This is a genomic window from Pseudomonas sp. ICMP 3272 (genome assembly GCF_001466905.1).
Classification (GTDB): domain Bacteria; phylum Pseudomonadota; class Gammaproteobacteria; order Pseudomonadales; family Pseudomonadaceae; genus Aquipseudomonas; species Aquipseudomonas amygdali.
Map to the genome: position 1 here is coordinate 40,465 of NZ_LKEK01000046.1, position 24,570 is coordinate 65,034.

Sequence of the window (24,570 nt, forward strand, 5' to 3'; positions counted from 1 at the left end):
ATGGTTGAGATTATCGTTCCGCATGCTCCAGCGTGGGAATGCAGGTCTCGACGCTCTGCGTCGCAAGGAGGACGCGGAGCGTCCGGAAAGGCATGCGACGCGGAGCGGCGCACGATAGTTGAGATTCCGCATGCTCCAGCCATATAACCATTTAAAACTATTACCCTTTCTTCGCTGTCTCTGACTTAACGCCACTCAGAGCACACGCAAACGGATGAGCAGACCCACCGATTTCGCTCGACGATGGTTTCTCGCCCGAGGCTGGAAGCCGTTCGCTTTTCAAAAGGAGGTCTGGGCGGCGGTGAAGATGGGTGAGTCCGGCCTGCTGCATGCCAGTACCGGCTCGGGCAAGACCTACGCCGTATGGTTCGCCGCGCTCAACCGCTTTGCCAAAGCCAACGCGCTCACCGCTGACAACAAACCTCGTAAACGCAAACCGCCCGCTGAACCGCTGAGTGTGCTGTGGATCACGCCCATGCGCGCCTTGGCCGCCGATACCGCCAGAGCCCTTGAAGCACCATTGGCCGAGCTGGATATTCCGTGGTCGGTGGGCTTGCGCACCGGCGATACCAGCGGCAGCGAACGCGCCCGGCAGAGCCGGCGATTGCCCTCTGCCCTGATCACCACACCGGAGAGCCTTACGCTGCTGCTGACCCGTGCCGATGCCCAGGTCGCCTTGTCGACGCTGAAAATGGTGGTGGTGGATGAATGGCACGAACTGATCGGCAACAAGCGCGGCGTGCAGCTGCAATTGGCACTGGCGCGTCTGCGGCGATGGAATCCGCAACTGATCGTGTGGGGCATTTCGGCAACGCTGGGCAATCAGGAGCATGCGCAGCACGTACTGATCGGCGACGGCGGCGTGACCGTGCAAGGCAAGATCGTCAAGGATTTACAGGTCGATACGCTGTTGCCGTCCTCCATCGAACGCTTTCCGTGGGCAGGACATATGGGCCTGCGCATGCTGCCGCAAGTGGTCGCCGAGGTGGATAGCAGCGCCAGTTGCCTAGTGTTCACCAATACAAGGGCGCAATCGGAAATCTGGTATCAGGCGCTACTCGAAGCGCGCCCGGACTGGGCCGGATTGATTGCCCTGCATCACGGGTCGCTGGCCCGCGAAGTCCGTGACTGGGTCGAACGCGCGCTGAAAGAAGGCGCGCTCAAGGCCGTGGTGTGTACATCGAGCCTGGATCTGGGCGTGGACTTTCTGCCGGTCGAGCGCGTGTTGCAAATCGGCTCGCCTAAAGGTGTCGCACGGCTGATGCAGCGTGCCGGACGCTCAGGCCACGCGCCGGGTCGCCCTTCGCGTGTCACGCTGGTGCCGACCCACAGCCTGGAACTGGTCGAAGCTGCTGCCGCTCATGACGCCGTCGCCGCGCGGATGATCGAGCCGCGCGAATCACCACAGCAGCCGCTGGACGTTCTGGTCCAGCATCTGGTCAGCATCGCGCTGGGCGGTGGCTTCATGCCCGATGAGCTGTTGACCGAAGTGCGCAGCGCCTGGGCCTACCGCGACCTCAGCGACGAGCAATGGCAATGGGCGCTGGCCTTTGTGCGCAACGGCGGCCACTCACTGACCGCCTACCCCGATTACCGCCGCGCCGAACCGGATGAACAGGGTGTCTGGCGTGTTCCCGATGCGCGTCTCGCCAGGCGCCACCGCATGAGCGTCGGCACCATCGTCAGCGAAGCCACCGTTAACCTGAAGTACTGGAAAAAAGGCGGCGGTGGCGGCTCGCTGGGCAGCGTTGAAGAAGGTTTCATCGCCCGGCTCAAACCTGGTGACGGCTTTCTGTTCGGTGGGCGCCTGCTGGAGCTGGTCCGGGTGGAAAACATGACCGCCTACGTCAAGCGGGCTACGGGCAAGAAAGCCGCCGTGCCACGCTGGAACGGTGGTCGAATGCCACTTTCCAGCGAACTGGCGGACGCCGTGGTGGAGAAGTTCGATGCGGCGGCACGGGGTGAATTCACCAGCCCGGAAATGCAAGCCATCAAACCCTTGCTGGAAGTGCAGCAACAATGGTCCGGGCTACCGCAACGCGACACGCTGCTGGCTGAAACCCTTAAATCCCGTGAAGGCTGGCACCTGTTTCTCTACCCGTTCGCCGGTCGGCACGTGCATTTGGGGCTGGGTAGTCTGCTGGCCTGGCGTCTGAGCCAGCATCGACCGTTGACCTTTTCCATCGCCGTCAACGACTACGGGCTGGAACTGCTCAGCGCCAGCGAGATTGACTGGGCCCAGGCATTGCAGGCTGACCTTTTCAGCGAGACCGATCTTTTGGCCGACATTATTGCCAGTCTGAATGCGGGCGAACTGGCGCTGCGACGCTTTCGCGAAATTGCCCGCATCTCGGGACTGGTGTTTTCCGGCTACCCGGGTGCGGCGAAAAGCAATCGACAACTTCAGGCATCGAGCGGGTTGTTCTTTGAGGTATTCAAGCAATACGACGCTGACAACATGCTGCTGACCCAGGCCGAACAGGAAGTGCTACGCCAGGAGCTGGATCTGCAGCGTCTGGAGCTGACATTGCGCCAGATCAACAGTCGCAGGCTGGACCTGCATGCGATAAAGCGCGCGACCCCGTTGGCTTTTCCTCTACTGGTAGAGCGCTTCCGCGAAAGTCTCAGTTCGGAAAAACTCGCTGACCGCATTGCGCGCATGGTCCGCGACCTGGAGAAAGCCGCAGGTCCGGAGCATGAGCAATGACGCCTTACCTCGCAGTAACGCTGGCGGGAGAAGAGTTGTGGCTGCTGGCCGACAAGGCCATCTACTACCCAGCAGAGCGATCGCTGCTGATTGCCGACGCGCACTTTGGCAAGGCAGCGGCCTACCGCAAGCTGGGTCAACCAGTGCCACACGGCACCACTCAAGCCAATCTGCGACGACTGGACAGCCTGCTCGATGCGTATGCCTGCGATCATCTGATCTTTCTGGGCGACTTTCTGCACGCGCCGGAATCACACGCAGCGGGCACGCTCGCGGCACTGGAACAATGGCGGGGCGAACACCCGGCGTTGCGCATCACCCTGATCCGCGGTAACCATGACAAACGGGCGGGCGACCCGCCCGCCTATCTGGGCATAGATGTAGTTCCCGAACCCCTGACGCTGGGGCCCTTTGCCTTGCAACACGAGCCTGACCCACACCCTCAATTGCACGTACTGGCCGGGCATGTTCACCCGGTTTACCGGCTGCATGGGCGTGGCAGGCAAAGCTTGCGACTGGCGTGCTTCTACCTGGGCCAACGCGTCAGCCTGCTGCCAGCGTTCGGTGAATTTACGGGCGGGTTTCAGATTAGTCCGGCGCAGGACTGCTCAGTCTATGTGACAGGCGGTGATGCCGTGTGGCGAGTGGTATAGCGTCGCTAGCCGCCGCATACGAGGACCTGCCCCTCACAAGGAGAAGCAGGGAACTGGTAATCAGGCAACCGGCGCAGGTGGCGGCTCGTCAGGAACGGTAGGTCCACCTGGCTCAGTGGGCTCCGGATAGGGAGTATCTGGCCCTGGGTCACCCGGAATGCCACCACCGACCATATTAAGCTCGGGAAGCAGATCCGAATGAGCCATCAATGACCAGGCAAGCAACCCGATCTCGTTAAGCGGAGATTGAACCTGTTCAGAGATTTTGAAAGTAGTCTTCATAGGGCACTCCAGATCAAAGGCCGTCGCACATATCGATTATGCGAAAGCATGTGAGCAGATAGAGTGCGAAATAGAGTATTAATTCAATTCCACTAATCACCTGACCGGCAAATCAGGTACGTGGCAGGGTGACGCCACGCTGGCCCTGGTATTTGCCGCCTCGATCCTTGTAGGACACTTCACATTCCTCATCGGACTCGAGGAACAGCATCTGTGCCACGCCTTCGTTGGCGTAGATCTTGGCCGGCAATGTCGTGGTGTTGGAGAACTCCAGCGTCACATGGCCTTCCCATTCTGGTTCAAGCGGCGTGACGTTGACGATAATGCCGCAGCGCGCGTAGGTGCTTTTGCCCAGGCAGATGGTCAGAACGTTCCGCGGAATGCGGAAGTATTCGACGGTGCGTGCCAGTGCGAACGAGTTGGGGGGAATGATGCACACGTCGCTCTTGATATCGACGAAGCTTTTTTCATCAAAGTTTTTCGGATCGACCGTGGCCGAATTGATGTTGGTAAACACCTTGAATTCGTCGGCGCAACGCACGTCGTAGCCGTAGCTGGACACGCCGAAGGAGATCACCCTGTCAGCCCCTTCGCCACGTACCTGGCGCTCGACGAAGGGCTCGATCATCCCGTGTTCCTGCGCCATGCGGCGAATCCACTTGTCCGATTTGATGCTCATGGCGGTGTCCTGAATAGCGAGGTAAAAAAGATATCCGGCATCTTACCGGGCCGGGGCCGACGGTTCAAAGGCAACTGGTAGCGAGTTTGTGTGACGAGCCGGGCTCTTTCGCTGCGAATGGAAATAATCATCAACAGACCATTGGCACGTTCGGAAAAAAGGGTTAAGGTGGCGTCACTGTGTTGCTTGTGTCACTGAGAATCTCTACACGATGTTGAATTTCGATCCAACCATCTCCATGAATTTTCCAGCTCTTTGCACTCAGTCTCGGCCAGGGCTCTTCCTACGCCGCAGTTAACTTTGTCCAAGGAGATATACTATGTCCAATCGCCAAACTGGTACCGTTAAGTGGTTCAACGATGAAAAAGGCTTCGGCTTCATCACTCCACAATCCGGTGACGACCTGTTCGTGCACTTCAAAGCTATCCAATCCGACGGCTTCAAAAGCCTGAAAGAAGGCCAACAGGTTTCTTTCATCGCTACCCGCGGTCAGAAAGGCATGCAAGCTGAAGAAGTTCAAGTTATCTAACTTGTACTGATTCGCTTAAAAACCCCGCCCTTAAAAGCGGGGTTTTTTATTGCCTGTCGTTTGAGCATTTGCTTACCCATCAAGCCACGCATAAGCCTGACCGAGAGACGTCAATTGGCTGCGCCTCCCCGCCAGAGCACCACTACAGAATCAATCGTCGCTGACAGAAATGGTCGGCATCGCCGGGCTTGCAGCTTCCTGCAAGACGATTCGTGCGCCCACGTGACGTGCCAGCTCCTGATACACCATCGCAATCTGACTTTCAGGCTCGGCAATAGCGGTAGGCTTGCCGCCATCTGCCTGCTCGCGAATCAGCATCGACAACGGCAGTGATGCCAGCAACTCGACATTGTACTGCGACGCCAGCTTCTCGCCCCCGCCCTCACCAAACAGATGCTCGGCATGGCCGCAGTTGGAGCAGATGTGCACCGCCATGTTTTCCACGACACCCAGCACCGGGATGTTGACCTTACGGAACATCTCGACACCCTTCTTCGCATCCAGCAAGGCCAGATCCTGAGGCGTAGTGACAATCACGGCACCGGCAACCGGGACCTTCTGCGCCAGCGTCAACTGGATATCGCCTGTGCCGGGCGGCATGTCGATAACCAGATAGTCCAGATCATTCCAGGCAGTCTGGGTGACCAGTTGCAGCAACGCCCCTGACACCATTGGCCCGCGCCAGACCATAGGCGTGTTGTCATCGGTCAGAAACGCCATCGACATCACGTCAATGCCATGAGCCTGGACCGGTACGAACCACTTCTGGTCCTTGATCTTCGGCCGCGTGCCCTCGGCAATACCGAACATCACACCCTGACTCGGCCCATAGATATCTGCATCGAGGATACCGACCCGTGCGCCCTCGCGAGACAGTGCCAGTGCCAGATTGGCCGCCGTTGTGGACTTGCCGACACCGCCCTTGCCCGACGCGACAGCCACGATGTTTTTCACATTGGCCAGACCGGGGATCTGACTCTGCGCCTTGTGCGCGCTGATCACGCTTTTAATGGCAACCGTGGCCGAGCTGACGCCGTCCAGGTTCTCGATGGCGGTTTTCAGCACTTGCGCCCAGCCGTTCCTGAACAGGTCGGCGGCATAGCCCAGTTCGAGTTGCACGCTTACCTGTGCACCCTGGATATCGATGGACCGCACGCAACCGGCACTGACCGGGTCCTGATTCAGATAAGGGTCGGTGTACTGGCGAAGAATCGTCTCCACCGCTGCGCGATTGACTGCGCTCATGGGCTTACTCCGTAAAAGACTGAGTGAAACAGCCGGCTATCGTACCTGTTCTGTCCGTAGCCGACATGATTTCACTGAACCCCGCCCAACCGTTCAGGAGCATTCGCGCAACCGAGCGGGGTGAAAAAAATCGCTCAGACCTTTATAGTGGCCGGTCTCCGTTTCACTTCAAGTAGCCGAGCCCCATGTCCGAGCCACGCAAGATCCTCGTTACCAGCGCCCTGCCCTATGCCAATGGCTCCATCCACCTTGGCCACATGCTCGAGTACATCCAGACCGACATGTGGGTGCGCTTTCAGAAGCACCGCGGCAACCAATGCATTTATGTCTGCGCGGACGACGCTCACGGTTCGGCAATCATGCTGCGCGCTGAAAAAGAAGGCATTACGCCAGAACAGCTCATCGACAACGTCAAAGCCGAACACAGCGCCGACTTCGCCGACTTCCTGGTGGATTTCGATAATTTCCACTCGACGCACTCGGACGAAAACCGCGAACTGTCGAGCATGATCTACACGCGTCTGCGCGACGCAGGTCATATAGCAACCCGTTCGGTGACCCAGTATTTCGACCCGGAAAAGAAAATGTTCCTGGCCGACCGCTTCATCAAAGGCACCTGCCCGAAATGTGCGGCTGAAGATCAGTACGGCGACAACTGTGAAAAGTGCGGCGCAACCTATGCCCCGACCGACCTGAAAAACCCCAAGTCGGCAATTTCCGGGGCCACGCCGGTACTCAAGGACTCGAAGCACTTCTTCTTCGACCTGCCTGCATTCGACACGATGCTCAAAAGCTGGACGCGCAGCGGAACCCTGCAGGACGCCGTCGCCAACAAGATCGCCGAATGGCTGGACAGCGGCCTGCAGCAGTGGGACATCTCCCGCGATGCGCCGTATTTCGGCTTTGAAATTCCCGACGAGCCGGGCAAATACTTCTACGTATGGCTGGATGCACCGATCGGCTACATGGCCAGCTTCAAGAACCTGTGTGCACGTCGTCCGGACCTGGACTTCGACGCGTACTGGGGCAAGGGTGCGACCACCGAGCTCTATCACTTCATCGGCAAGGACATCGTCAATTTCCACGCACTGTTCTGGCCAGCCATGCTGGAAGGTGCGGCCTTGCGCACACCGACCGGCATCAACGTACACGGCTACCTGACCGTCAATGGTCAGAAGATGTCGAAATCGCGCGGCACCTTTATCAAGGCGCGCACCTACCTCGACCACCTGCCACCCGAGTACCTGCGCTATTACTACGCGTCGAAACTGGGTCGTGGCGTCGACGACCTGGATTTGAACCTCGAAGACTTCGTGCAAAAGGTCAACTCTGACCTGATCGGCAAGGTCGTGAACATCGCCAGCCGTTGTGCCGGGTTCATCCACAAAGGCAACGCCGGTGTAATGGTCGAGGCCAATGCGGCTTCCGAATTGACCGATGCGTTCCTCGCGGCAGCCCCAAGCATTGCCGACGCCTACGAAGCCCGCGACTTCGCACGCGCCATGCGCGAAACCATGGCTCTGGCGGATCGTGCCAATGCCTATATCGCGGAAAAAGCGCCGTGGGCGCTGGCCAAACAGGAAGGTAAACAGGATGAGGTCCAGGCGGTCTGTGCGTTGGGTATAAACCTGTTCCGCCAGCTGGTCATTTTCCTCAAACCGGTATTGCCGAATCTGGCCGCCGACGCAGAGAAATTTCTCAACGTCGAGCCGCTGACCTGGGAAGACCACAAGACCTTGCTGGGCAATCATCAGCTCAATCCGTTCTCGGCCCTGATGACCCGCATAGATCCACTCAAGGTAGAAGCCATGGCTGCTGCTTCCAAGGAAGACCTGACCGCTACCGACACTACCGCGAGCAGTGCGCCTGCCGGTAATGGTGAACTCGCCAAAGACCCGCTGTCGGCGGAAATCGACTTTGATGCTTTTGCCGCTGTAGACCTGCGCGTTGCCCTGATTCTCAAGGCCGAACATGTGGAAGGTGCCGACAAGTTGCTGCGCCTGACTCTGGACATCGGCGATGAGCAACGTAATGTCTTTTCCGGCATCAAAAGCGCCTATCCGAACCCGTCCGAACTCGAAGGCCGTCTGACCATGATGATCGCCAACCTCAAGCCACGAAAAATGCGTTTCGGCATTTCGGAAGGCATGGTGATGGCGGCAGGCCCTGGCGGCGAGGAGATCTATCTGCTGAGCCCGGACAGTGGTGCAAAACCCGGCCAGCGCATCAAGTAAACCCAGACAAGGCCCGGTATCCAGCCATCAGGCGGATACCGGGCCTTTGCGCATTCGCAAACCTCCCGATCTGTCCGATAATGCTGCACCCTGGATAGACAGAACACCTGTTGGTCACCTGGCAAGATCATGACTGAATTGATTCGCCTGCTTCCCGGCGTGGACCTCATCCGCAGTATCGACGCCCTTCTGCCGCAGACTCAGTGCGGCAAGTGCGGCCATCCCGGCTGCAAGCCCTACGCCGAAGGCATCGCTGGCGGTGAAGCCATCAACAAATGCCCGCCGGGCGGGGACGAAACAATAGCCCAACTGGCAGAGCTGTTGGGTGTTCCGGCTCTGCGGCTGGATATGGAACGCGGTGCAGCCCCTGCGCAGGTTGCGTTCATTCGCGAAGCAGAGTGCATCGGTTGTACCAAATGCATTCAGGCCTGCCCCGTAGATGCCATTCTCGGCGCATCCAAGCTGATGCACACCGTGATTATCGATGAATGCACAGGCTGCGATCTGTGCGTTGCGCCATGCCCGGTGGACTGCATTGAAATGCATCCGCTGCCACTGGCAACGGTCACGCCCATCGTGGGTGGTCTGGCCCCTACACCCGAGCTGCAGGAGGCGCGGCAGCGCAAGCGTAGCCATGCCCGGAAGCGTTTCGAAGCACGAAATGCGCGCCTGCACCGTGAACAGCAAAAACGGCTGGCAGAGCGCCTTGCGCGGTCGCAACGCATTGAATCCGCTCGTGACGTGCTGCCTCATTCCGCCGTTGCACTCGCCCGAAACGACAAACCTGCCGGACCGGATGAAGCGGTGAAAAGAGCCCGTATTGCCGTGGCCATGAGCCGCGCGCAGCTCAACAAGTCGCTCAAGGCCTTCGGCCATCCACCGATTGCCGAGCAGGCCGCCAGGCTCGTGGAGTTGCAGCGCGAATACGAAGCCGCCGAGCAAACACTTGCAGCACTTCTGCCGCCTCCCGCACAGGCTAATTCCGAGGAAAAGCTCCGTCCATGAATGCCGCAAAACGCCAGGAAATCTTTCGCAGGCTGCATGAGGACAATCCGGACCCTAAAACCGAACTGGCCTACACCACGCCTTTTGAGCTGTTGATCGCCGTCATCCTTTCTGCCCAGGCCACTGACGTGAGCGTCAACAAGGCCACGGCGAAGCTGTACCCGGTTGCCAATACGCCACAAGCCATATATGACCTGGGCGTCGAGGGGCTGTCCGAGTACATCAAGACAATTGGCCTCTACAACAGCAAAGCCAAAAACGTAATTGAAACCTGCCGGATGCTGGTGGAGTTGCATAACAGCGAAGTGCCGCAGACCCGAGAAGCACTCGAGGCATTACCGGGCGTAGGACGCAAGACTGCCAATGTCGTGCTCAACACCGCTTTCCGTCAGGTCGCGATGGCTGTAGACACTCACATCTTTCGCGTCAGCAACCGTACGGGCATCGCGCCAGGGAAAAATGTGGTGGAGGTGGAGAAGCAATTGATGAAATTTGTGCCAAAGAACTATCTGCTCGATGCGCACCACTGGCTGATCCTGCACGGACGCTACGTTTGTCAGGCACGCAAGCCGCGATGCGGCAGTTGCCGCATAGAAGACCTGTGCGATTACAAGGAAAAAACGTCCGACGATTGAGCCAGACAGCTGGTTGCTATCCTGTCGATTGAAAAAATCTTTTTTACCCGCTTGTGGATTGTCGATATAAGAGGCGCCAGAGAGCCCAAGCCCTGGAGTCGACTTCATGAGCACTGACAACGAGCAACTGGACGTGGACGATGACCTTGTTTCCGTCGAAACGGATGAAACCGAAACAGCGACTGTTGAGCCGGCAAAGACCAATCTGAGCAAACGACGCACCATCGACAACCTGCTTGAAGAGCGGCGCTTGCAGAAACAGCTGGCCGACTACGATTTCGACTTCTAGACAAGCGCAAAAAACCTCGCACCGGCTTCCTGCCACCTACCGTTCCATTCAGGCATTTGAAGCCTCTCACAGAAGAGGCTTCAATACGTGAGTGGCTGCTCTTCACCCGCTCCACATACGTGGGCGTCAGGCACGCGGTTATTCAGACCAGCCCGTTACGCTGGGCGAGCTCGATCAGATCGACCAGTGAATGCGCGTTGAGCTTGAGCAACAAACGCGTTTTATAGGTACTGACGGTTTTGTTGCTCAGAAACATACCGTCTGCAATTTCCTTGTTGGTCTTGCCTCTGGCCAGTTGTTGCAGAACCATCATCTCCCTGCCGGAAAGTCGGTCAACCATGTCCGACTCGCTCGCGTTGCCCATACTGGAACGAACCGTGTGCAACGCCTGATTGGGAAAGTAGCTGTACCCCGAGAGTACCGCCTTGATAGCGCTGAGCAGCTCGGTCAGGTCCTGTTGCTTGCAGACATATCCGGCGGCCCCTGCCTGCATGCAGCGCATGGAAAAGTGGCCGGGTGCCTGAGACGTCAGAATCAGGACCTTGAACGGCAATGTCATGGCTGACAGGCGGGCAATAACTTCCAGCCCGTCGAGCTTGGGGATACCAATATCAAGAATGACGATATCAGGAAGGTGCTCACGAGCCAGTTGCAGCGCATCCACACCGTTGTCAGTCTCCGCAATGACCTCATAGCCATGACGCTCCATCAGCATGCGTACAGCAAGGCGAATGACGGGATGATCATCCACGATCAGCACTTTATTCATGGGCAGTCCATTTTTCGCTATTCGAATTTTCAGAGCCAGCACAATAACTTAGTCGTTTACTGCTTTGCATGGCGCTCACCCTTGTGGACTGACAGCCAAAGACCATTCCTACAATTACAGCAGAAACTTCCTACAAAACTCGGCAGGAACGTACATTTTTTATTAATTTTCACAGAGCCTTCCTTTTCGGAATCTGGTGATTTTTTATTGCTGGCGGCTACGGCATAAGCATCACAGCGCCAGTAAGTAAATGCATGCAGCAAACCCAGCCAAACTTTTACGTTCAAAAATGACCTTGCTGCATCTGTTAAAAGTATCGCCACACTGTTTTTGCGTTAACGTCAGAACACGCCGGGCACATGGCTTATCGCCAGCAAAAACAGCCGGAAAACTGTAGAGGCCTTGCATCCGGATGCCCTACCCGAAACCCCATGATGGAAAATCAGTGAATACACACCACGCATTACATACGCAAACGGGGATTAAAAATTACACATCGATTCCGGAATTTCGTACAAATATTTATTTAAGGACGCTCCTTACAGGCATGAAGGAAAGTTCCTACAACCGAAGCGCACAACGTAAACGCGGCGTGCCAATTGAACCATTGCCGACAAACGCCAAATAATGATAGTCCATCCCCCTTGCATTGTCGCAAGATCTTACACACACCATAGCATAACCCTACATCATTCAAGACCATAAGCAGCTCTTTCGACAAGTAGCAAATACCATTTTCTATTTCAAATCCAGACACAGGGAATCGAATAGGAAACGTACTACAAAACTCACGGACGCAACATTACAGCACGTAAGACTTTATAAAGAGCGACAAATCAATTCTGGCGGCACACCATTTTTCACTTGCAAATTTTATTACCAGTCGTTACTTTTTTAACAGAGACTTTATTACTTACTGCCATTAACCATGTGCAGCCCTATGAAACACTATCATTGGGTCATACACGTTTGCAGTTCATGAGCGGCGCGTTTACACGCACTTGGTGTATCACGCGAACCGGCTGAATTCAGGTGTTGCGTACACGGCTCATCAGGCGACACTGCCGCGTGACAAACTCTGAGTGCCTGGCAACTCTTTTGAATGGGCCCTGTGTATAACCATGTTCAAAAAGGGATACACCATGAATACTAGATACGCGCGCACGCGCTCATCAATACCCACCGCTTCCGAGTTAATCACCGCTGTGGAAAACTTTGTTGCCAAAGGCGGTATTATTGCAGTCATACCCGATGGAGAGATGGCAGGCGCATCAAACCCGTCCTCGACCGATATAGCGCCAACCCTGCCAGACGGACCTGAACACGCAGGCAAGCTGGAACAACTCAAATACCTGGCCGCCAAGGGCGCAGGCTTTACAGCGCTGCAATATTCATTACGCATGAATAAAAAAGACGTTCGCCAACTGGCTACCGAAAACGGTGTGACGATCACTGTCAGTCAGCCCATGCTCACCACCCGCAGGGAGGCCCGTCATGACGCTACGGATATCGACGACGTGGTGGCCGGCCACGCCATGCATTACTCGGCGCTGGGCTATACCGCAGCCGAGATTGCCCAGGTACTGGACCTGAGCCTTCGCCAGGTATGGAATATCGGCAAGGCCTATCGATTCGAGTTCAAGCAGCAACGCGAGAGCGACACGACCTGAAGCCCGACTCTAAAACAGGTATCGAGTGCACAAGTTTCGACTGCCACGCAGAAAGCACCAGGCACCCTGCTTTTAACTTCGACAGCCACTGTAGGAAAAAACCAAAAGCAGACCTGCACTTTTCGCCATGAACGGTAAGAACGAATTTAATGAGTACATGCGCGGCGATACATAATCGCCTGCACCCGGCGAACTGCTGCTTACATGACTTGCCGATGGAAATACTCTGTCAATATCAAACGAGTACTGCGACGCCGAAAACACACTGAGCGTCCGGCAGGACGGTCTAGAAACACTCATGAACAATGAGCAACTTGTCAGAGAGCCTGAATTCGAGAAATGGCTACAGACGTTGACGCTTTAAAGGCGTGACGGGGAACCTGGATTTAAAGTGCAGCCCTGCAAGGGCTGCACTCATCGAACAACCAGCAGTATCAGAACAGCTTACGGCCTTTATTCGCAGCAATACGCATACGCAAGGCATTGAGCTTGATGAAGCCTGCCGCATCGGCCTGATCATAGGCACCTGCGTCATCTTCGAAGGTAGCGATATTGGCATCGAACAACGAATCGTCCGACTTGCGACCGGTAACAATCACATTGCCTTTATAAAGCTTCAGACGTACAACACCGTTCACATGGGCCTGAGACGCGTCGATCATCTGCTGCAGCATCAAACGCTCCGGGCTCCACCAGTAACCTGTGTAGATCAGGCTGGCGTATTTGGCCATCAGTTCGTCCTTGAGGTGGGCGACTTCACGGTCCAGAGTGATCGATTCGATGGCGCGGTGAGCACGCAGCATGATGGTGCCGCCCGGCGTCTCGTAGCAGCCACGGGACTTCATGCCCACGTAACGGTTTTCAACGATGTCCAGACGTCCGATGCCGTTTTCGCCACCGATGCGGTTCAGGGTCGCCAACACAGTGGCAGGCGTCATCTCAACGCCGTCCAGCGCAACGATGTCGCCATTGCGGTAGGTCAGTTCCAGATAAGTCGCAACGTTCGGCGCGTCCTCAGGGGACTTGGTCCAGCGCCACATGTCTTCTTCGTGCTCGGTCCAGGTGTCTTCCAGCACGCCGCCCTCATAGGAGATGTGCAGCAGGTTGGCATCCATCGAGTACGGGGATTTCTTCTTGCCGTGGCGCTCGATCGGAATGTTGTGCTTCTCGGCGTAGTCCATCAGCTTTTCACGAGAGAGCAGGTCCCATTCACGCCACGGAGCAATCACTTTGACACCTGGCTTGAGCGCATAGGCGCCCAGCTCGAAACGCACCTGATCGTTGCCTTTACCGGTGGCACCATGGGAAATGGCATCAGCGCCGGTTTCGTTGGCGATCTCGATCAGGCGCTTGGCGATCAGCGGGCGAGCGATGGAAGTGCCCAGCAGGTACTCGCCTTCATAGACGGTGTTGGCACGGAACATCGGGAACACGAAATCACGCACGAACTCTTCGCGCAGGTCATCGATGTAGATTTCTTTCACGCCCATGGCCTGAGCCTTGGCGCGTGCCGGCTCGACTTCTTCACCCTGACCCAGGTCAGCGGTAAAGGTCACCACTTCGCAGTTGTACGTATCTTGCAGCCACTTGAGGATTACCGAAGTATCCAGGCCACCGGAATACGCGAGAACTACCTTGTTTACGTCCGCCATGCCATCACTCCACCGGGTTGTACGGAAAACCGCTGATTCTACCGTTCAAACCAGCAAATTTACAGGGGCGCGACAGCTTGTGACGACAAGGCGACGTTTGGCAGGAGCCTTATGCAGCCCTCAGGACGTGTGCGCTGCACTGACCGCAGAGGCTACCGGCACCGGACGCTCATCGGGCGCAACACGCTCCAGATGCACGTTCACGCGGCGGTTGCGCGCACGATTGGCCTCATTGGTGTTGGGCACCAGCGGGTAGCGTTCGCCATGAAAGCGCAGGGTGATTTGCTGCTCGGGGATGCCCTGAGCCTTGAAGTAGTCCATGACCGCCAGCGCACGGCGGCGGGAAAGGTCGCGGTTGGTGAGCCGATTGCCACTGTTGTCCGAATGGCCGTCAAGCTCGATACGGTTAACCGTCGGGTCGGCCTTCAAATAAGCCACCATGTTGTCCAGACGCGCCTTGGCATGGGCATCCAGTTCAATACCGCCACCGGGAAATCCTACTTCAGCCTGTTTGACCTGATCGAAGTTCATCGGCAGAAGTTTGGCTGTGCACGCCTGGTAATCACTGAACGCCTTGCTGAACTTGACCGGCAGCAGGCGCACTTCCATCTGGCCACCGTCACGGGTGTAGTGACGGATAAGCGGGCTGCGACCGTCCATCAGACCACTGATCAGACGCCCGGCCTGTGCCTGGGAAGTATTGAAGGGTATGTCGCCATTGCTGACGCGCACCGACCCCAGATTGATATCACCACGCCCCGGCTGCCACGGTGCGGCGGCGGCCAGCAGCGTTGCGGAACCGTTGCCCAGCATGTTGTAGGAAGCCTTGAGGCGAAACGTCGCCTGCTCACCGGCACGGCGCACGAACTCACCGGCACCGAAGTCGGTGATCGGCTGAGTCAGGCGGCATTCGAACTGATCGCCTTCGACCTTCCACTCGATGCTCTCCAGACGAGTCTGGAAACTGATAGCCATCGCCGGGAGGCTGGCAAACATGCTGAGCAGGGCTAAATATCGCTGGCGCACGGGAGGCTCCACTGGAAATAAACGCGAAACAAAAAATGACTGACTGACAAGGGGGCTATCGGTAACTTCGTGCAAAACTTGATAGCGGATGCCTGAGAGAGTCTTTTCCGGTAGCATTCCCAGCGAGTTTGACCCGCCTGGAATCCCCAATGTCTGACCGCCTGACCCTCCTGCGTCCCGACGACTGGCACATTCACCTCCGTGACGGAGCTGTCTTGCCTCATACCGTTGCTGACGTAGCGCGAACTTTTGGCCGCGCAATCATCATGCCCAACCTCGTGCCTCCGGTGCGCAACGCGCAGCAAGCCGATGCCTATCGTCAGCGCATTCTGGCTGCACGCCCGGCCGACAGCCGCTTCGAGCCGTTGATGGTGCTGTACCTCACCGACCAGACCACGCCCGACGACATCCGTACCGCCAAGGCCAGTGGCTTCGTGCACGCCGCCAAGCTGTATCCGGCCGGAGCGACCACCAACTCCGATTCCGGTGTCACCAGCATCGACAAGATTTTCCCGGCGCTCGAGGCCATGGCCGAAGTCGGCATGCTCCTGCTGGTACACGGTGAAGTGACGCGCGGCGAGATCGACGTGTTCGACCGCGAAAAGGTCTTCATCGATGAGCACCTGCGTCGTGTAGTCGAACGCTTCCCGACGCTAAAAGTGGTGTTTGAACACATCACCACCGGTGAAGCGGTGCAGTTCGTCAATGAAGCATCAGCCAATGTCGCGGCGACCATCACCGCGCATCACCTGCTGTACAACCGCAATCACATGCTGGTTGGCGGCATTCGCCCGCACTTCTATTGCCTGCCGATTCTCAAGCGCAATACGCACCAGACGTCCCTGCTCGACGCCGCCACCAGTGGCAGCGGCAAGTTCTTCCTGGGCACCGACTCGGCACCGCACGCCCAACACGCCAAGGAAAACGCTTGCGGTTGCGCCGGTTGCTACACCGCCTACGCGGCCATCGAATTGTATGCAGAAGCTTTCGAGCAGCGTAATGCTCTGGACAAGCTGGAGGGCTTTGCCAGTCTTCACGGTCCGGAGTTCTACGGCCTGCCCGCCAATCAGGACACCATCACGCTGGTGCGTGACGAGTGGACCGCCCCTGCCAGCCTGCCGTTTGGCGAGTTGAACGTTATCCCGCTGCGCGCTGGTGAAAAACTGCGCTGGCGTCTGGAGGAACACGCGTGAGTGAAGATCATTTTGACGACGAACACGAAGGCCACGGCGGTGGCGGCGGTTCTCGTCACCCGATGGCAGCACGCTTTCGCGGCTACCTGCCCGTGGTCGTCGACGTAGAAACCGGCGGTTTCAACTCAGCCACCGACGCACTGCTGGAAATTGCTGCCGTGACCATCGGCATGGATGAAAAAGGCTTCGTGTTCCCGGAACACACCTATTTCTTCCGCGTCGAGCCGTTCGAAGGCGCCAATATCGAAGCCGCTGCTCTGGAGTTTACCGGGATCAAGCTGGATCACCCGTTGCGCATGGCGGTCAGCGAAGAAACCGCAATGAACGACATCTTCCGCGGCGTGCGCAAGGCACTCAAGGCCAATGGCTGCAAACGCGCCGTACTTGTCGGCCACAACGCCAGCTTCGACCTCGGCTTCGTCAATGCCGCTGTCGCGCGAATGGACATGAAGCGCAACCCGTTTCACCCGTTCTCAAGCTTCGACACCGCTACCCTCGCAGGCCTGGCTTACGGTCAGACCGTGCTGGCCAAGGCCTGCCAGGCTGCCGGAATCGACTTCGACGGCCGCGAAGCCCACTCGGCTCGCTACGACACCGAGAAGACTGCAGAGCTGTTCTGCGGCATCGTCAACCGCTGGAAGGAAATGGGCGGCTGGGAAGACTTCGACGACTAACGTCGGCACAGCAGTGAACGGACCGGCCTCGCGCCGGTTTTTTCATGCCTGCCTGAAACGTGATGGCTGGATGCGCTCAGGATGAAAACAACCGCTCATCGTTCTACCTGAATCGAACCCAAAACAGTTTTGACAAGCATTCTCATTAACATTAAGCTCCTCGGCACCAAGCAATAAACCAGCGACGGTCAATAGCTTATGTATGTTTGTCTTTGCCAAGGTGTCACAGACGGTCAAATCCGGGATGCAATTCTGGAAGGCTGCTGCAGTTATCGTGAAGTCCGTGAAACGCTGGGTGTTGCGAGTAAATGCGGAAAATGCGCCTGCCTTGCGAAGGAAGTGGTGCGTGACACGCTGACAGAACTGCAAACCACTCAGGCATCGCTGGCCTATCCAGCAGAATTTTCAGCCGCCTGAATACCCCTCTTTTAAAGAACCGGGCACCCTGCCCGGTTTTTTTATGCCTGTAATTCAAGCGCTTAGCGTCAAGATGCGGAACTCAAACATTCTTATTCCTATTTAAATTCACTTATTATTCAACAACTTAGGTTTGACAGGCGTTTAAGCGCGGCTCACACTCGGCGCTTATATACACAAGCCACCGGCAGGACCTCGAACATGAAAGGCGACATTACAGTCATCCAGCATCTCAACAAGATCCTCGGAAACGAGCTGGTCGCCATCAATCAGTATTTCCTGCATGCGCGCATGTATGAAGACTGGGGTCTGAAAAAGCTCGGCGGCCATGAGTACAAAGAATCCATCCATGCGATGAAGTATGCCGACAAGCTGATCAAGCGCACGCTGTTCCTTGAAGGGCTGCCAAACCTGCAGGATCTGGGCAAGATCCTGATTGGCGAGCACACCAAGGAAATGCTGGAGTGCGACCTGAAGATCGAGCAGAAAGGCCTGGCTGATCTGAAAGCGGCCATCGCTCACTTCGAAACGGTAGGTGACTTCGGCAGCCGTGAACTGCTGGAAGACATCCTCGAGCCCAAGGAAGAGCAAATCGACTGGCTCGAAACCCAGCTGGGTCTGATCGTCAAGGTCGGTATCGAGAACTACCTGCAGTCGCAGATGGGCGACTGATTCACCGGTTGCGCTGCAATGAAAAAGCCCGCCTCAATCGAGAGCGGGCTTTTTCTTGTGCGTAAAACCATGCTTGGGCGCAGGGCACGATAATCTCGACTATCGTGCCCACGATGCAGCGCAAGGCTTTACTCGGCTTTGGCGGCCGATGCTTCCTTGACCAGAGTTTGCAGCGAACCATCAGCCATCATTTCGGTGATGATGTCGCTACCGCCGACCAGTTCACCAGCCACCCACAGTTGCGGGAAAGTCGGCCAGTTGGCGTACTTTGGCAGGTTGGCGCGAATTTCAGGGTTTTGCAGAATGTCGACGTAGGCAAATTTTTCGCCACACGCCATCAATGCCTGGGAAGCCTTGGCCGAAAAGCCGCATTGAGGGGCATTCGGAGCGCCTTTCATGTAAAGCAGAATGGTGTTGTTTGCAATCTGCTCTTTGATCGTTTCGATGATATCCATGGAGCACCTCGGCTGAAATATCCGACTCAGTTGTCGGCACGGTGGCGCATTGTAACGAAATCCCGAGCATGACGCTCTGTCTTGAGCCTTAACAGGCAGCCACCTGTACCGGCACACCGTTCAACGCCGCATTGCCGGAGAGTACGTCAAGTTGCCGTTCGTCGGTCAGGTCATTGGCGCTCACCCCTGGCTGACTCCGGGCGATATCCATTTTCACCCCGGTACGCGAATGTCCCCAGCCATGCGGCAGGCTGACCACCCCGGGCATCATGTCGAGACTGCCCAGCACCTGCACCTCGATCGTCCCGACCCGAGAGCTGATCCGCACCTGCTGGCCATCGCTCAAACCACGACAGGCAAGATCGTCAGGGTGCATCAGCAATTGATGCCGGGGCTTGCCTTTTACCAGCCGGTGATAGTTGTGCATCCACGAATTATTGCTGCGCACGTGCCGACGACCAATCAGCAACAACGCTGCGGAATCGGGAGCGGGGTCGGCCGCGAAGCGCGCCAGATCGGCCATGATGACCTCTGGGGCCGCCTGAATCCGCCTATTGGCGGTTTTCAGGCGCTCGGTGAGGTTAGGCTTCAACGCGCCCAGATCAAGCCCATGCGGGTGGCTGGCCAGCGTTTCCAGTGACAATTTGTGCGGCGATGCATCGCCATAGAAGCCTGCGCGCAACCCGCGATCGATCATCTGCGCGGGTGGCAGGGTCGGTTTGAGTTCCCGCTGCGCCCTGGCTGCAAATGATCTGGCCAGACCGACAAAGATCTCCCAGTCATGCAGCGCACCTGCGGGCTTGTCGAAAATGGCCTGATTGAAGCGAGTGACGTTGCGCACTGCCAAGGTATTGAAGGTGGTGTCGTAGTGATCGTTTTCCAACGCCGAGGTGGACGGCAGGATCAAGTCGGCGTGGCGGGTAGTTTCGTTGATATAAAGATCAATGCTGAGCATGAACTCCAGACCTTCGAGCGCCTGTTCCAACTGACGGCCGTTGGGGGTGGACAGAACCGGATTACCCGCGACAGTCACCAGTGCGCGAACCTGCCCCTCTCCTTCCACGAGCATTTCCTCGGCCAGCGCTGACACCGGTAATTCGCCGCCGTACTCAGGCAGGCCGGACACCCGGCTTTGCCATAGATTGAAATGGCCGCCCGAAGTCGAACTGACGAGATCAACTGCGGGTTCCGTACACAGCGTTCCGCCCACGCGATCCAGGTTGCCGGTCACCAGATTGATCAGTTGCGCCAGCCAATGACACAACGTGCCGAAGGTCTGGGTCGACACCCCCATTCGGCCATAACAGACCGCCTTGTCAGCGGCCGCGAAATCCCGCGCCAGTTGCCGGATCTGCTCGGCAGCAATGCCGCAGCGTGGGCTCATGGCCTCGGCAGTGAAGCCGGAAATGGCGTGGCGAACCTGCTCCAGGCCGTCGACGGGCAAATGGCTCTCGCGGGTCAGCCCCTCCTCGAACAGCGTATTAAGCAGCCCGAACAGCAACGCCGCATCACCGCCCGGACGTACGAACAGATGCTGGTCAGCGATGGCAGCCGTCTCACTGCGGCGAGGGTCAATGACCACCAGTTTGCCGCCGCGCTGCTGGATCGCTTTCAGACGCTTTTCGACATCCGGCACGCTCATGATGCTGCCATTGGACGCCAACGGATTACCGCCGAGAATCAGCATGAAGTCGGTGTGATCGATATCCGGAATCGGCAACAGCATGCCGTGGCCATACATCAGAAAACTGGTGAGGTGATGCGGCAACTGATCAACCGAGGTCGCCGAGAAGCGATTACGAGTCTTGAGCAGCCCGAGAAAATAATTGCTGTGGGTCATCAGCCCATAGTTGTGCACGCTGGGGTTGCCCTGATAAACCGCTACCGCGTTCTGCCCATGGCGCTGCTGAATGGCGTAAAGCCGCTCTGCCACCAGATCGAACGCGGCCTGCCAGGCGATCGGTCGCCATTGGTCACCGGTGCGCAGCATCGGCTGACGCAGGCGGTCGGGGTCGTTCTGGATGTCTTGCAGCGCAACAGCCTTGGGGCAGATGTGGCCACGGCTGAAAGTGTCCAGCGGGTCACCCTTTATCGAGGTGATGCGCGGGGCAGAATCCGGCTCGGTAACGGTCTCGATGGCAAGACCGCAAATGGCCTCACACAGGTGGCAGGCGCGGTAGTGTTCAGTCCGGGTCATCACAGCCTCAGATCTTGTCATGGCAATCCGGTTGATTGCCTGACAAGCACTATGGCCGCTGCCAATAACCCGCGCCACTGACGTTTGTCGTGTGAATCGGGGGGCATCAGGCGGGCCGATGAGTGGACCGTATCAGCCGCCGATAGGCGTGACGACCTTGCGCTGCAGCTGGATTTCAGTGACGGTTTCGACCTGCTCCTGAGCCAGGTGAACACCGGTCAGGTCACCGATCAGGCGCCAGTGCTCGTCGAGTCCCGAGCTGATGGTCGCCATGCGATCAATCATGCGCCGCCCCGCATTACGCGTGACTTCGTCCTCGCTGCGCAGCAACTCAAAGGACATCGAGGTCATTGAGGCGGTCAGATGGGTAAGCGTGCGGGCGGTCAGCCCGAGTAACTCCGTTAGTTGACGCTCTTTTGAGTCCATTCCCCACCCCTCGATCAGTAATGTATCGGCAACGATTTATAACCTACGCCCGGCATTAAAGAAACGGTCCTTGTTTCCAGCCCGTGAAGCGGGTCGCATTCAGCGCGCCCGCGCAAACCCGGACTGTTGCAGGATTGGTACTAATTGCCAAGCGCTATTTGAGCAGTGTACAAATGCTGCCTTCGGAAAAAGCAGAGATGGCTATTGGCCTTATCAGCTTAGCCAGTTTTTAACTCGTCAACAAAGAATAACAGTGCCCCCTGACGGGGAGCGCCAGTGACATCGGTGTTTCAGAAAACAGCATGCTATTGGTAAGACGCGACATTTTTTTATACTATCGCGCCTTTCTTATTCGTCGCCTCGTGCGGCTTCCGCCGCAGGTCTCGCCCGTTTTCCCGATAAAAACCGGCTTTGATAACCTGCGGTCTGTTGCAAAAAAGGTAGTTAATCATGAACGCCAGGCACTTTCTCTCGATGATGGATTACACCCCAGATGAACTCCTGGGCTTGATCCGTCGTGGCGTAGAGCTCAAAGACCTGCGAAATCGCGGTGAGCTTTTTGAACCGCTGAAGAACCGGGTATTGGGGATGATTTTCGAGAAATCCTCGACACGTACCCGTCTTTCTTTTGAAGCAGGGATGATTCAGCTGGGTGGCCAGGCCATCTTTTTGTCCCATCGCGACACCCAATTGGGCCGTGGCGAGCCGATTGCCGACAGTGCAAAAGTCATGTCACGCATGCTCGATGCGGTAATGATCCGTACCTACGCGCACAGCAATCTGACCGAATTCGCCGCCAATTCCCGCGTTCCGGTTATCAATGGTCTGTCGGATGACTTACACCCGTGTCAGCTGCTGGCCGACATGCAGACCTTCCTGGAGCATCGCGGCTCGATCCAGGGCAAGACCGTTGCCTGGATCGGCGATGGCAACAACATGTGCAACAGCTATATAGAAGCGGCGATTCAATTCGACTTCCAGTTGCGTGTGGCCTGCCCTGCCGGCTACGAGCCAAACGCCGAGTTCCTGACGCTGGCTGGCGAGCGTGTCACCGTGGTCCGCGACCCGAAAGCCGCAGTTGAGGGCGCCCATCTGGTCAGCACCGATGTGTGGACCTCCATGGGTCAGGAAGAGGAAACCGCCCGGCGCAAGAAGTTGTTCGCGCCGTTTCAGGTCACGCGCGCCCTGCTCGACCTGGCTGACAAGGACGTGCTGTTCATGCACTGCCTGCCTGCTCATCGCGGCGAAGAAATCAGTGTCGACCTGCTGGATGATTCACGCTCGATCGCCTGGGATCAGGCAGAAAATCGCTTGCACGCGCAGAAAGCGCTGCTGGAGTTTCTCGTCGCGCCGGCCTGCAAGCCCGCATGAACCCGTTGCTGCTGAACCTGCGCAACCTCGCTTGCGGCTATCAGAAACAGCGCGTGGTGCAGGATTTGAACATGCACCTCAACGCGGGCGATATTGGCTGCCTGCTAGGCTCGTCGGGCTGCGGCAAGACCACCACACTGCGTGCGATTGCCGGTTTCGAGCCGATACATGCAGGGGAGATAACCCTGGCGGGCGAAGTCATTTCCCGTCCGGGCTGGACTCTGGCACCGGAGAAGCGCCGTATCGGCATGGTGTTTCAGGATTACGCGCTGTTCCCGCACCTGAGCGTCGCCGAGAACATCGCATTCGGCATTCGCAACCACCCGCGCCTTGATCAGGTGATCGCCGAGTTGCTTGAACTGGTCAACCTCGGTGCCCTGGGCAAACGCTACCCTCACGAGTTATCCGGCGGGCAGCAACAACGAGTGGCCCTGGCCAGGGCGCTGGCACCGGAGCCACAACTGTTGTTGCTCGATGAACCCTTCTCCAACCTGGATGGCGAGTTGCGTAGACGTCTGAGCCATGAGGTGCGCGATATTCTCAAGGCGCGTGGCACCAGTGCCATTCTGGTGACCCATGATCAGGAAGAGGCTTTCGCGGTCAGCGATCATGTCGGCGTATTCAAGGAAGGTCGCCTGGAGCAGTGGGATACGCCTTACAACCTGTATCACGAACCTCGTACGCCCTTTGTCGCCAGCTTCATTGGCCAGGGGTATTTCATTCGCGGGCAGATGATAGACCCCGAATCGGTGCGCACCGAACTGGGTGTTCTGCGCGGCAACCGGGCATATCCGGGCGTCAGCGGCAGCGCCGTGGATGTCTTGCTGCGACCTGACGATATCGTCTACGCGCCGCGCAGCGACCTGAAAGCGCGGGTAATCGGTCGAACATTTCAGGGCGCATCGACGCTGTATCGCCTGCAGCTGTCTACCGGCAGCCAACTTGAAGCCATTTTCCCCAGTCATGCCGATCACGGTCAGGGCGAGGAAGTCGGTATTCGTGTGGCAGCTGACCATCTGGTGCTGTTTGCAGCGCCAGGCAGCGTCGCGGCGCATACGGTCAATCACTGAGCCCCAGCTTATTCCCGGCCAATCGCTGCGAAGCGAGCCTGCGTATGCTCGGCCAGCACGGCTGCCGAAAGCTCAACCTCCAGCCCCCTCCTCCCGGCGCTGACGTGAATACTCTCAAAACCCTGCGCTGTGTCGTCAATGAACGTACGCAGGCGCTTCTTCTGGCCCAGTGGGCTGATGCCACCCAACAGGTAGCCCGTTGAGCGCTGCGCCGCCGCGGGGTCAGCCATTTCGGTTTTTTTCGCCCCGGCGGCCTGTGCCAGAGCCTTCAGATCAAGCGTTCCGACGACCGGCACTACGGCGACCAGTAACTCGCCCTTTTCGGTACTGGCCAACAATGTCTTGAAAACCCGCGCGGGCTCCAGCCCTAGCTTTTCCGCTGCTTCCAGCCCATATGACGCTGCTTTGGGATCGTGTTCGTAACTGTGGATACGATGTTCGGCGCGAAGTTTTTTCAGTAAATCCAGTGCAGGGGTCATGCAACGCTCCTTAGGCTTCCGACTGCCTGCCACTTTAAGCCAAGTAAAGTGAACATGCCTTGATTCACGCCACCTGCAACACTGATGGCTTTTTGGTAACAGCCATAAAATCCCGGTATAAAGCGGCTGTGCGGGCTCGTATCCACTCCATGACCGTTCGGTTCCGACCTTTGACAGCGTTGTTTCTTGTCTATATTTTTTCGTTTACGAATATTATCGAAAGCGGTTTTTCGGTATAACT

General features: G+C 57.3%; 24 protein-coding genes. 14 read left to right on the forward strand and 10 right to left on the reverse strand.

Annotated elements, in window-relative coordinates:
• Positions 1 to 214 precede the first annotated feature (214 nt).
• Together AO068_RS10860 and pdeM are read left to right on the forward strand one after the other, a co-directional pair.
• Positions 215 to 2,707 (forward strand): ligase-associated DNA damage response DEXH box helicase, encoded by a 2,493-nt coding sequence (locus AO068_RS10860; RefSeq protein ID WP_058408361.1) that lies wholly within the window; start codon positions 215 to 217, stop codon positions 2,705 to 2,707.
• Complete coding sequence (pdeM, locus tag AO068_RS10865) at positions 2,704 to 3,360, forward strand: ligase-associated DNA damage response endonuclease PdeM (RefSeq protein ID WP_058408362.1); 657 nt, start codon at positions 2,704 to 2,706, stop codon at positions 3,358 to 3,360. The genes AO068_RS10860 and pdeM overlap by 4 nt, the downstream gene beginning before the upstream one ends.
• A gap of 60 nt (positions 3,361 to 3,420) precedes the next feature.
• Here pdeM and AO068_RS26165 read toward each other — a convergent pair whose 3' ends face one another.
• Positions 3,421 to 3,642: a hypothetical protein gene (locus AO068_RS26165; RefSeq protein ID WP_058428140.1), complete on the reverse strand. Its 222-nt coding sequence runs from the start codon at positions 3,640 to 3,642 to the stop codon at positions 3,421 to 3,423.
• A gap of 112 nt (positions 3,643 to 3,754) precedes the next feature.
• A complete protein-coding gene (gene dcd / locus AO068_RS10870) occupies positions 3,755 to 4,321 on the reverse strand; it encodes a dCTP deaminase (RefSeq protein ID WP_002554836.1) in 567 nt (188 codons plus the stop codon).
• 319 nt (positions 4,322 to 4,640) lie between these two features.
• Between dcd and AO068_RS10875 the strand changes: the two genes are divergently transcribed.
• Positions 4,641 to 4,850 (forward strand): cold-shock protein, encoded by a 210-nt coding sequence (locus tag AO068_RS10875; protein WP_002554837.1) that lies wholly within the window; start codon positions 4,641 to 4,643, stop codon positions 4,848 to 4,850.
• 150 nt (positions 4,851 to 5,000) lie between these two features.
• On the opposite strand, the gene apbC is transcribed toward AO068_RS10875, so the two are convergent.
• A complete protein-coding gene (gene apbC, locus AO068_RS10880) occupies positions 5,001 to 6,095 on the reverse strand; it encodes an iron-sulfur cluster carrier protein ApbC (RefSeq protein ID WP_004657466.1) in 1,095 nt (364 codons plus the stop codon).
• A gap of 185 nt (positions 6,096 to 6,280) precedes the next feature.
• Here apbC and metG point away from each other — a divergent pair, with 185 nt between their 5' ends.
• The 4 genes from metG to AO068_RS10900 all read left to right on the forward strand — a co-directional run bounded on the left by metG (position 6,281) and on the right by AO068_RS10900 (position 10,258).
• Entirely contained in the window at positions 6,281 to 8,329 is a 2,049-nt protein-coding gene (gene metG / locus AO068_RS10885; protein ID WP_058408363.1) for a methionine--tRNA ligase, read from the forward strand.
• A 129-nt stretch (positions 8,330 to 8,458) separates the two neighbouring features.
• On the forward strand, positions 8,459 to 9,334 hold the full coding sequence (rsxB, locus tag AO068_RS10890) for an electron transport complex subunit RsxB (RefSeq protein WP_058408364.1): 876 nt from the start codon (positions 8,459 to 8,461) through the stop codon (positions 9,332 to 9,334).
• Complete coding sequence (nth, locus tag AO068_RS10895; protein ID WP_002554841.1) at positions 9,331 to 9,969, forward strand: endonuclease III; 639 nt, start codon at positions 9,331 to 9,333, stop codon at positions 9,967 to 9,969. The genes rsxB and nth overlap by 4 nt, the downstream gene beginning before the upstream one ends.
• A gap of 106 nt (positions 9,970 to 10,075) precedes the next feature.
• Positions 10,076 to 10,258: a PA3496 family putative envelope integrity protein gene (locus tag AO068_RS10900; RefSeq protein ID WP_058401641.1), complete on the forward strand. Its 183-nt coding sequence runs from the start codon at positions 10,076 to 10,078 to the stop codon at positions 10,256 to 10,258.
• Between the two features lie 142 nt (positions 10,259 to 10,400).
• Here AO068_RS10900 and AO068_RS10905 read toward each other — a convergent pair whose 3' ends face one another.
• The gene (locus AO068_RS10905) at positions 10,401 to 11,027 is read right to left on the reverse strand and encodes a response regulator transcription factor (RefSeq protein ID WP_002554843.1); all 627 of its coding nucleotides are present in this window, start codon (positions 11,025 to 11,027) and stop codon (positions 10,401 to 10,403) included.
• Between the two features lie 1,142 nt (positions 11,028 to 12,169).
• Between AO068_RS10905 and AO068_RS10910 the strand changes: the two genes are divergently transcribed.
• Complete coding sequence (locus AO068_RS10910) at positions 12,170 to 12,697, forward strand: hypothetical protein (RefSeq protein WP_063611886.1); 528 nt, start codon at positions 12,170 to 12,172, stop codon at positions 12,695 to 12,697.
• A 434-nt stretch (positions 12,698 to 13,131) separates the two neighbouring features.
• Here the strand turns inward: AO068_RS10910 and AO068_RS10915 are convergent, their stop codons facing one another.
• Both AO068_RS10915 and AO068_RS10920 read right to left on the reverse strand, forming a co-directional pair.
• On the reverse strand, positions 13,132 to 14,349 hold the full coding sequence (locus tag AO068_RS10915) for an argininosuccinate synthase (RefSeq protein WP_003412906.1): 1,218 nt from the start codon (positions 14,347 to 14,349) through the stop codon (positions 13,132 to 13,134).
• 120 nt (positions 14,350 to 14,469) lie between these two features.
• A complete protein-coding gene (locus AO068_RS10920; protein ID WP_057455933.1) occupies positions 14,470 to 15,375 on the reverse strand; it encodes a flagellar protein MotY in 906 nt (301 codons plus the stop codon).
• Positions 15,376 to 15,524: 149 nt separating this feature from the next.
• Here AO068_RS10920 and pyrC point away from each other — a divergent pair, with 149 nt between their 5' ends.
• The 4 genes from pyrC to bfr all read left to right on the forward strand — a co-directional run bounded on the left by pyrC (position 15,525) and on the right by bfr (position 18,331).
• Positions 15,525 to 16,568 (forward strand): dihydroorotase, encoded by a 1,044-nt coding sequence (gene pyrC / locus AO068_RS10925; RefSeq protein ID WP_058408365.1) that lies wholly within the window; start codon positions 15,525 to 15,527, stop codon positions 16,566 to 16,568.
• Positions 16,565 to 17,242 carry a ribonuclease T gene (gene rnt, locus AO068_RS10930; RefSeq protein ID WP_003363600.1) on the forward strand — a complete coding sequence of 226 codons (678 nt, stop codon included), beginning with the start codon at positions 16,565 to 16,567 and terminating at the stop codon, positions 17,240 to 17,242. The genes pyrC and rnt overlap by 4 nt, the downstream gene beginning before the upstream one ends.
• 198 nt (positions 17,243 to 17,440) lie before the next feature.
• Positions 17,441 to 17,659: a bacterioferritin-associated ferredoxin gene (locus AO068_RS26170; RefSeq protein WP_002554850.1), complete on the forward strand. Its 219-nt coding sequence runs from the start codon at positions 17,441 to 17,443 to the stop codon at positions 17,657 to 17,659.
• Between the two features lie 201 nt (positions 17,660 to 17,860).
• On the forward strand, positions 17,861 to 18,331 hold the full coding sequence (gene bfr / locus AO068_RS10935) for a bacterioferritin (protein ID WP_002554851.1): 471 nt from the start codon (positions 17,861 to 17,863) through the stop codon (positions 18,329 to 18,331).
• A gap of 128 nt (positions 18,332 to 18,459) precedes the next feature.
• Here bfr and grxD read toward each other — a convergent pair whose 3' ends face one another.
• The 3 genes from grxD to AO068_RS10950 form a co-directional block, all read right to left on the reverse strand.
• The gene (grxD, locus tag AO068_RS10940; protein WP_002554852.1) at positions 18,460 to 18,786 is read right to left on the reverse strand and encodes a Grx4 family monothiol glutaredoxin; all 327 of its coding nucleotides are present in this window, start codon (positions 18,784 to 18,786) and stop codon (positions 18,460 to 18,462) included.
• Between the two features lie 88 nt (positions 18,787 to 18,874).
• The gene (locus AO068_RS10945; protein WP_058408366.1) at positions 18,875 to 20,983 is read right to left on the reverse strand and encodes a molybdopterin oxidoreductase family protein; all 2,109 of its coding nucleotides are present in this window, start codon (positions 20,981 to 20,983) and stop codon (positions 18,875 to 18,877) included.
• 132 nt (positions 20,984 to 21,115) lie between these two features.
• Positions 21,116 to 21,409 carry a hypothetical protein gene (locus AO068_RS10950; protein ID WP_002554854.1) on the reverse strand — a complete coding sequence of 98 codons (294 nt, stop codon included), beginning with the start codon at positions 21,407 to 21,409 and terminating at the stop codon, positions 21,116 to 21,118.
• 450 nt (positions 21,410 to 21,859) lie between these two features.
• On the opposite strand from AO068_RS10950, the gene argF reads away from it, so the two are divergent.
• Together argF and AO068_RS10960 are read left to right on the forward strand one after the other, a co-directional pair.
• Positions 21,860 to 22,780, forward strand: a complete 921-nt coding sequence (argF, locus tag AO068_RS10955) for an ornithine carbamoyltransferase (RefSeq protein WP_058408367.1) — start codon at positions 21,860 to 21,862, stop codon at positions 22,778 to 22,780.
• Positions 22,777 to 23,850 (forward strand): ABC transporter ATP-binding protein, encoded by a 1,074-nt coding sequence (locus tag AO068_RS10960; RefSeq protein WP_058408368.1) that lies wholly within the window; start codon positions 22,777 to 22,779, stop codon positions 23,848 to 23,850. The genes argF and AO068_RS10960 overlap by 4 nt, the downstream gene beginning before the upstream one ends.
• An 8-nt stretch (positions 23,851 to 23,858) precedes the next feature.
• Here the strand turns inward: AO068_RS10960 and ybaK are convergent, their stop codons facing one another.
• Positions 23,859 to 24,329, reverse strand: a complete 471-nt coding sequence (gene ybaK / locus AO068_RS10965; protein WP_058401635.1) for a Cys-tRNA(Pro) deacylase — start codon at positions 24,327 to 24,329, stop codon at positions 23,859 to 23,861.
• Between the last annotated feature and the right edge of the window lie 241 nt (positions 24,330 to 24,570).

Bases quoted from the DNA above. Each gene is read 5' to 3' on its own strand.
- AO068_RS10900 (WP_058401641.1), top strand. From the start codon at position 10,076: ATGAGCACTGACAACGAGCAACTGGACGTGGACGATGACCTTGTTTCC.
- pyrC (WP_058408365.1), top strand. From the start codon at position 15,525: ATGTCTGACCGCCTGACCCTCCTGCGTCCCGACGACTGGCACATTCAC.
- AO068_RS10875 (WP_002554837.1), top strand. From the start codon at position 4,641: ATGTCCAATCGCCAAACTGGTACCGTTAAGTGGTTCAACGATGAAAAA.
- argF (WP_058408367.1), top strand. From the start codon at position 21,860: ATGAACGCCAGGCACTTTCTCTCGATGATGGATTACACCCCAGATGAA.
- apbC (WP_004657466.1), bottom strand. From the start codon at position 6,095: ATGAGCGCAGTCAATCGCGCAGCGGTGGAGACGATTCTTCGCCAGTAC.
- AO068_RS10860 (WP_058408361.1), top strand. From the start codon at position 215: ATGAGCAGACCCACCGATTTCGCTCGACGATGGTTTCTCGCCCGAGGC.
- AO068_RS10950 (WP_002554854.1), bottom strand. From the start codon at position 21,409: ATGGACTCAAAAGAGCGTCAACTAACGGAGTTACTCGGGCTGACCGCC.
- AO068_RS10960 (WP_058408368.1), top strand. From the start codon at position 22,777: ATGAACCCGTTGCTGCTGAACCTGCGCAACCTCGCTTGCGGCTATCAG.
- AO068_RS26170 (WP_002554850.1), top strand. From the start codon at position 17,441: ATGTATGTTTGTCTTTGCCAAGGTGTCACAGACGGTCAAATCCGGGAT.
- grxD (WP_002554852.1), bottom strand. From the start codon at position 18,786: ATGGATATCATCGAAACGATCAAAGAGCAGATTGCAAACAACACCATT.
- nth (WP_002554841.1), top strand. From the start codon at position 9,331: ATGAATGCCGCAAAACGCCAGGAAATCTTTCGCAGGCTGCATGAGGAC.
- bfr (WP_002554851.1), top strand. From the start codon at position 17,861: ATGAAAGGCGACATTACAGTCATCCAGCATCTCAACAAGATCCTCGGA.
- AO068_RS10905 (WP_002554843.1), bottom strand. From the start codon at position 11,027: ATGAATAAAGTGCTGATCGTGGATGATCATCCCGTCATTCGCCTTGCT.
- metG (WP_058408363.1), top strand. From the start codon at position 6,281: ATGTCCGAGCCACGCAAGATCCTCGTTACCAGCGCCCTGCCCTATGCC.
- AO068_RS10915 (WP_003412906.1), bottom strand. From the start codon at position 14,349: ATGGCGGACGTAAACAAGGTAGTTCTCGCGTATTCCGGTGGCCTGGAT.
- ybaK (WP_058401635.1), bottom strand. From the start codon at position 24,329: ATGACCCCTGCACTGGATTTACTGAAAAAACTTCGCGCCGAACATCGT.
- AO068_RS26165 (WP_058428140.1), bottom strand. From the start codon at position 3,642: ATGAAGACTACTTTCAAAATCTCTGAACAGGTTCAATCTCCGCTTAAC.
- dcd (WP_002554836.1), bottom strand. From the start codon at position 4,321: ATGAGCATCAAATCGGACAAGTGGATTCGCCGCATGGCGCAGGAACAC.
- AO068_RS10945 (WP_058408366.1), bottom strand. From the start codon at position 20,983: ATGACCCGGACTGAACACTACCGCGCCTGCCACCTGTGTGAGGCCATT.
- AO068_RS10910 (WP_063611886.1), top strand. From the start codon at position 12,170: ATGAATACTAGATACGCGCGCACGCGCTCATCAATACCCACCGCTTCC.
- rsxB (WP_058408364.1), top strand. From the start codon at position 8,459: ATGACTGAATTGATTCGCCTGCTTCCCGGCGTGGACCTCATCCGCAGT.
- pdeM (WP_058408362.1), top strand. From the start codon at position 2,704: ATGACGCCTTACCTCGCAGTAACGCTGGCGGGAGAAGAGTTGTGGCTG.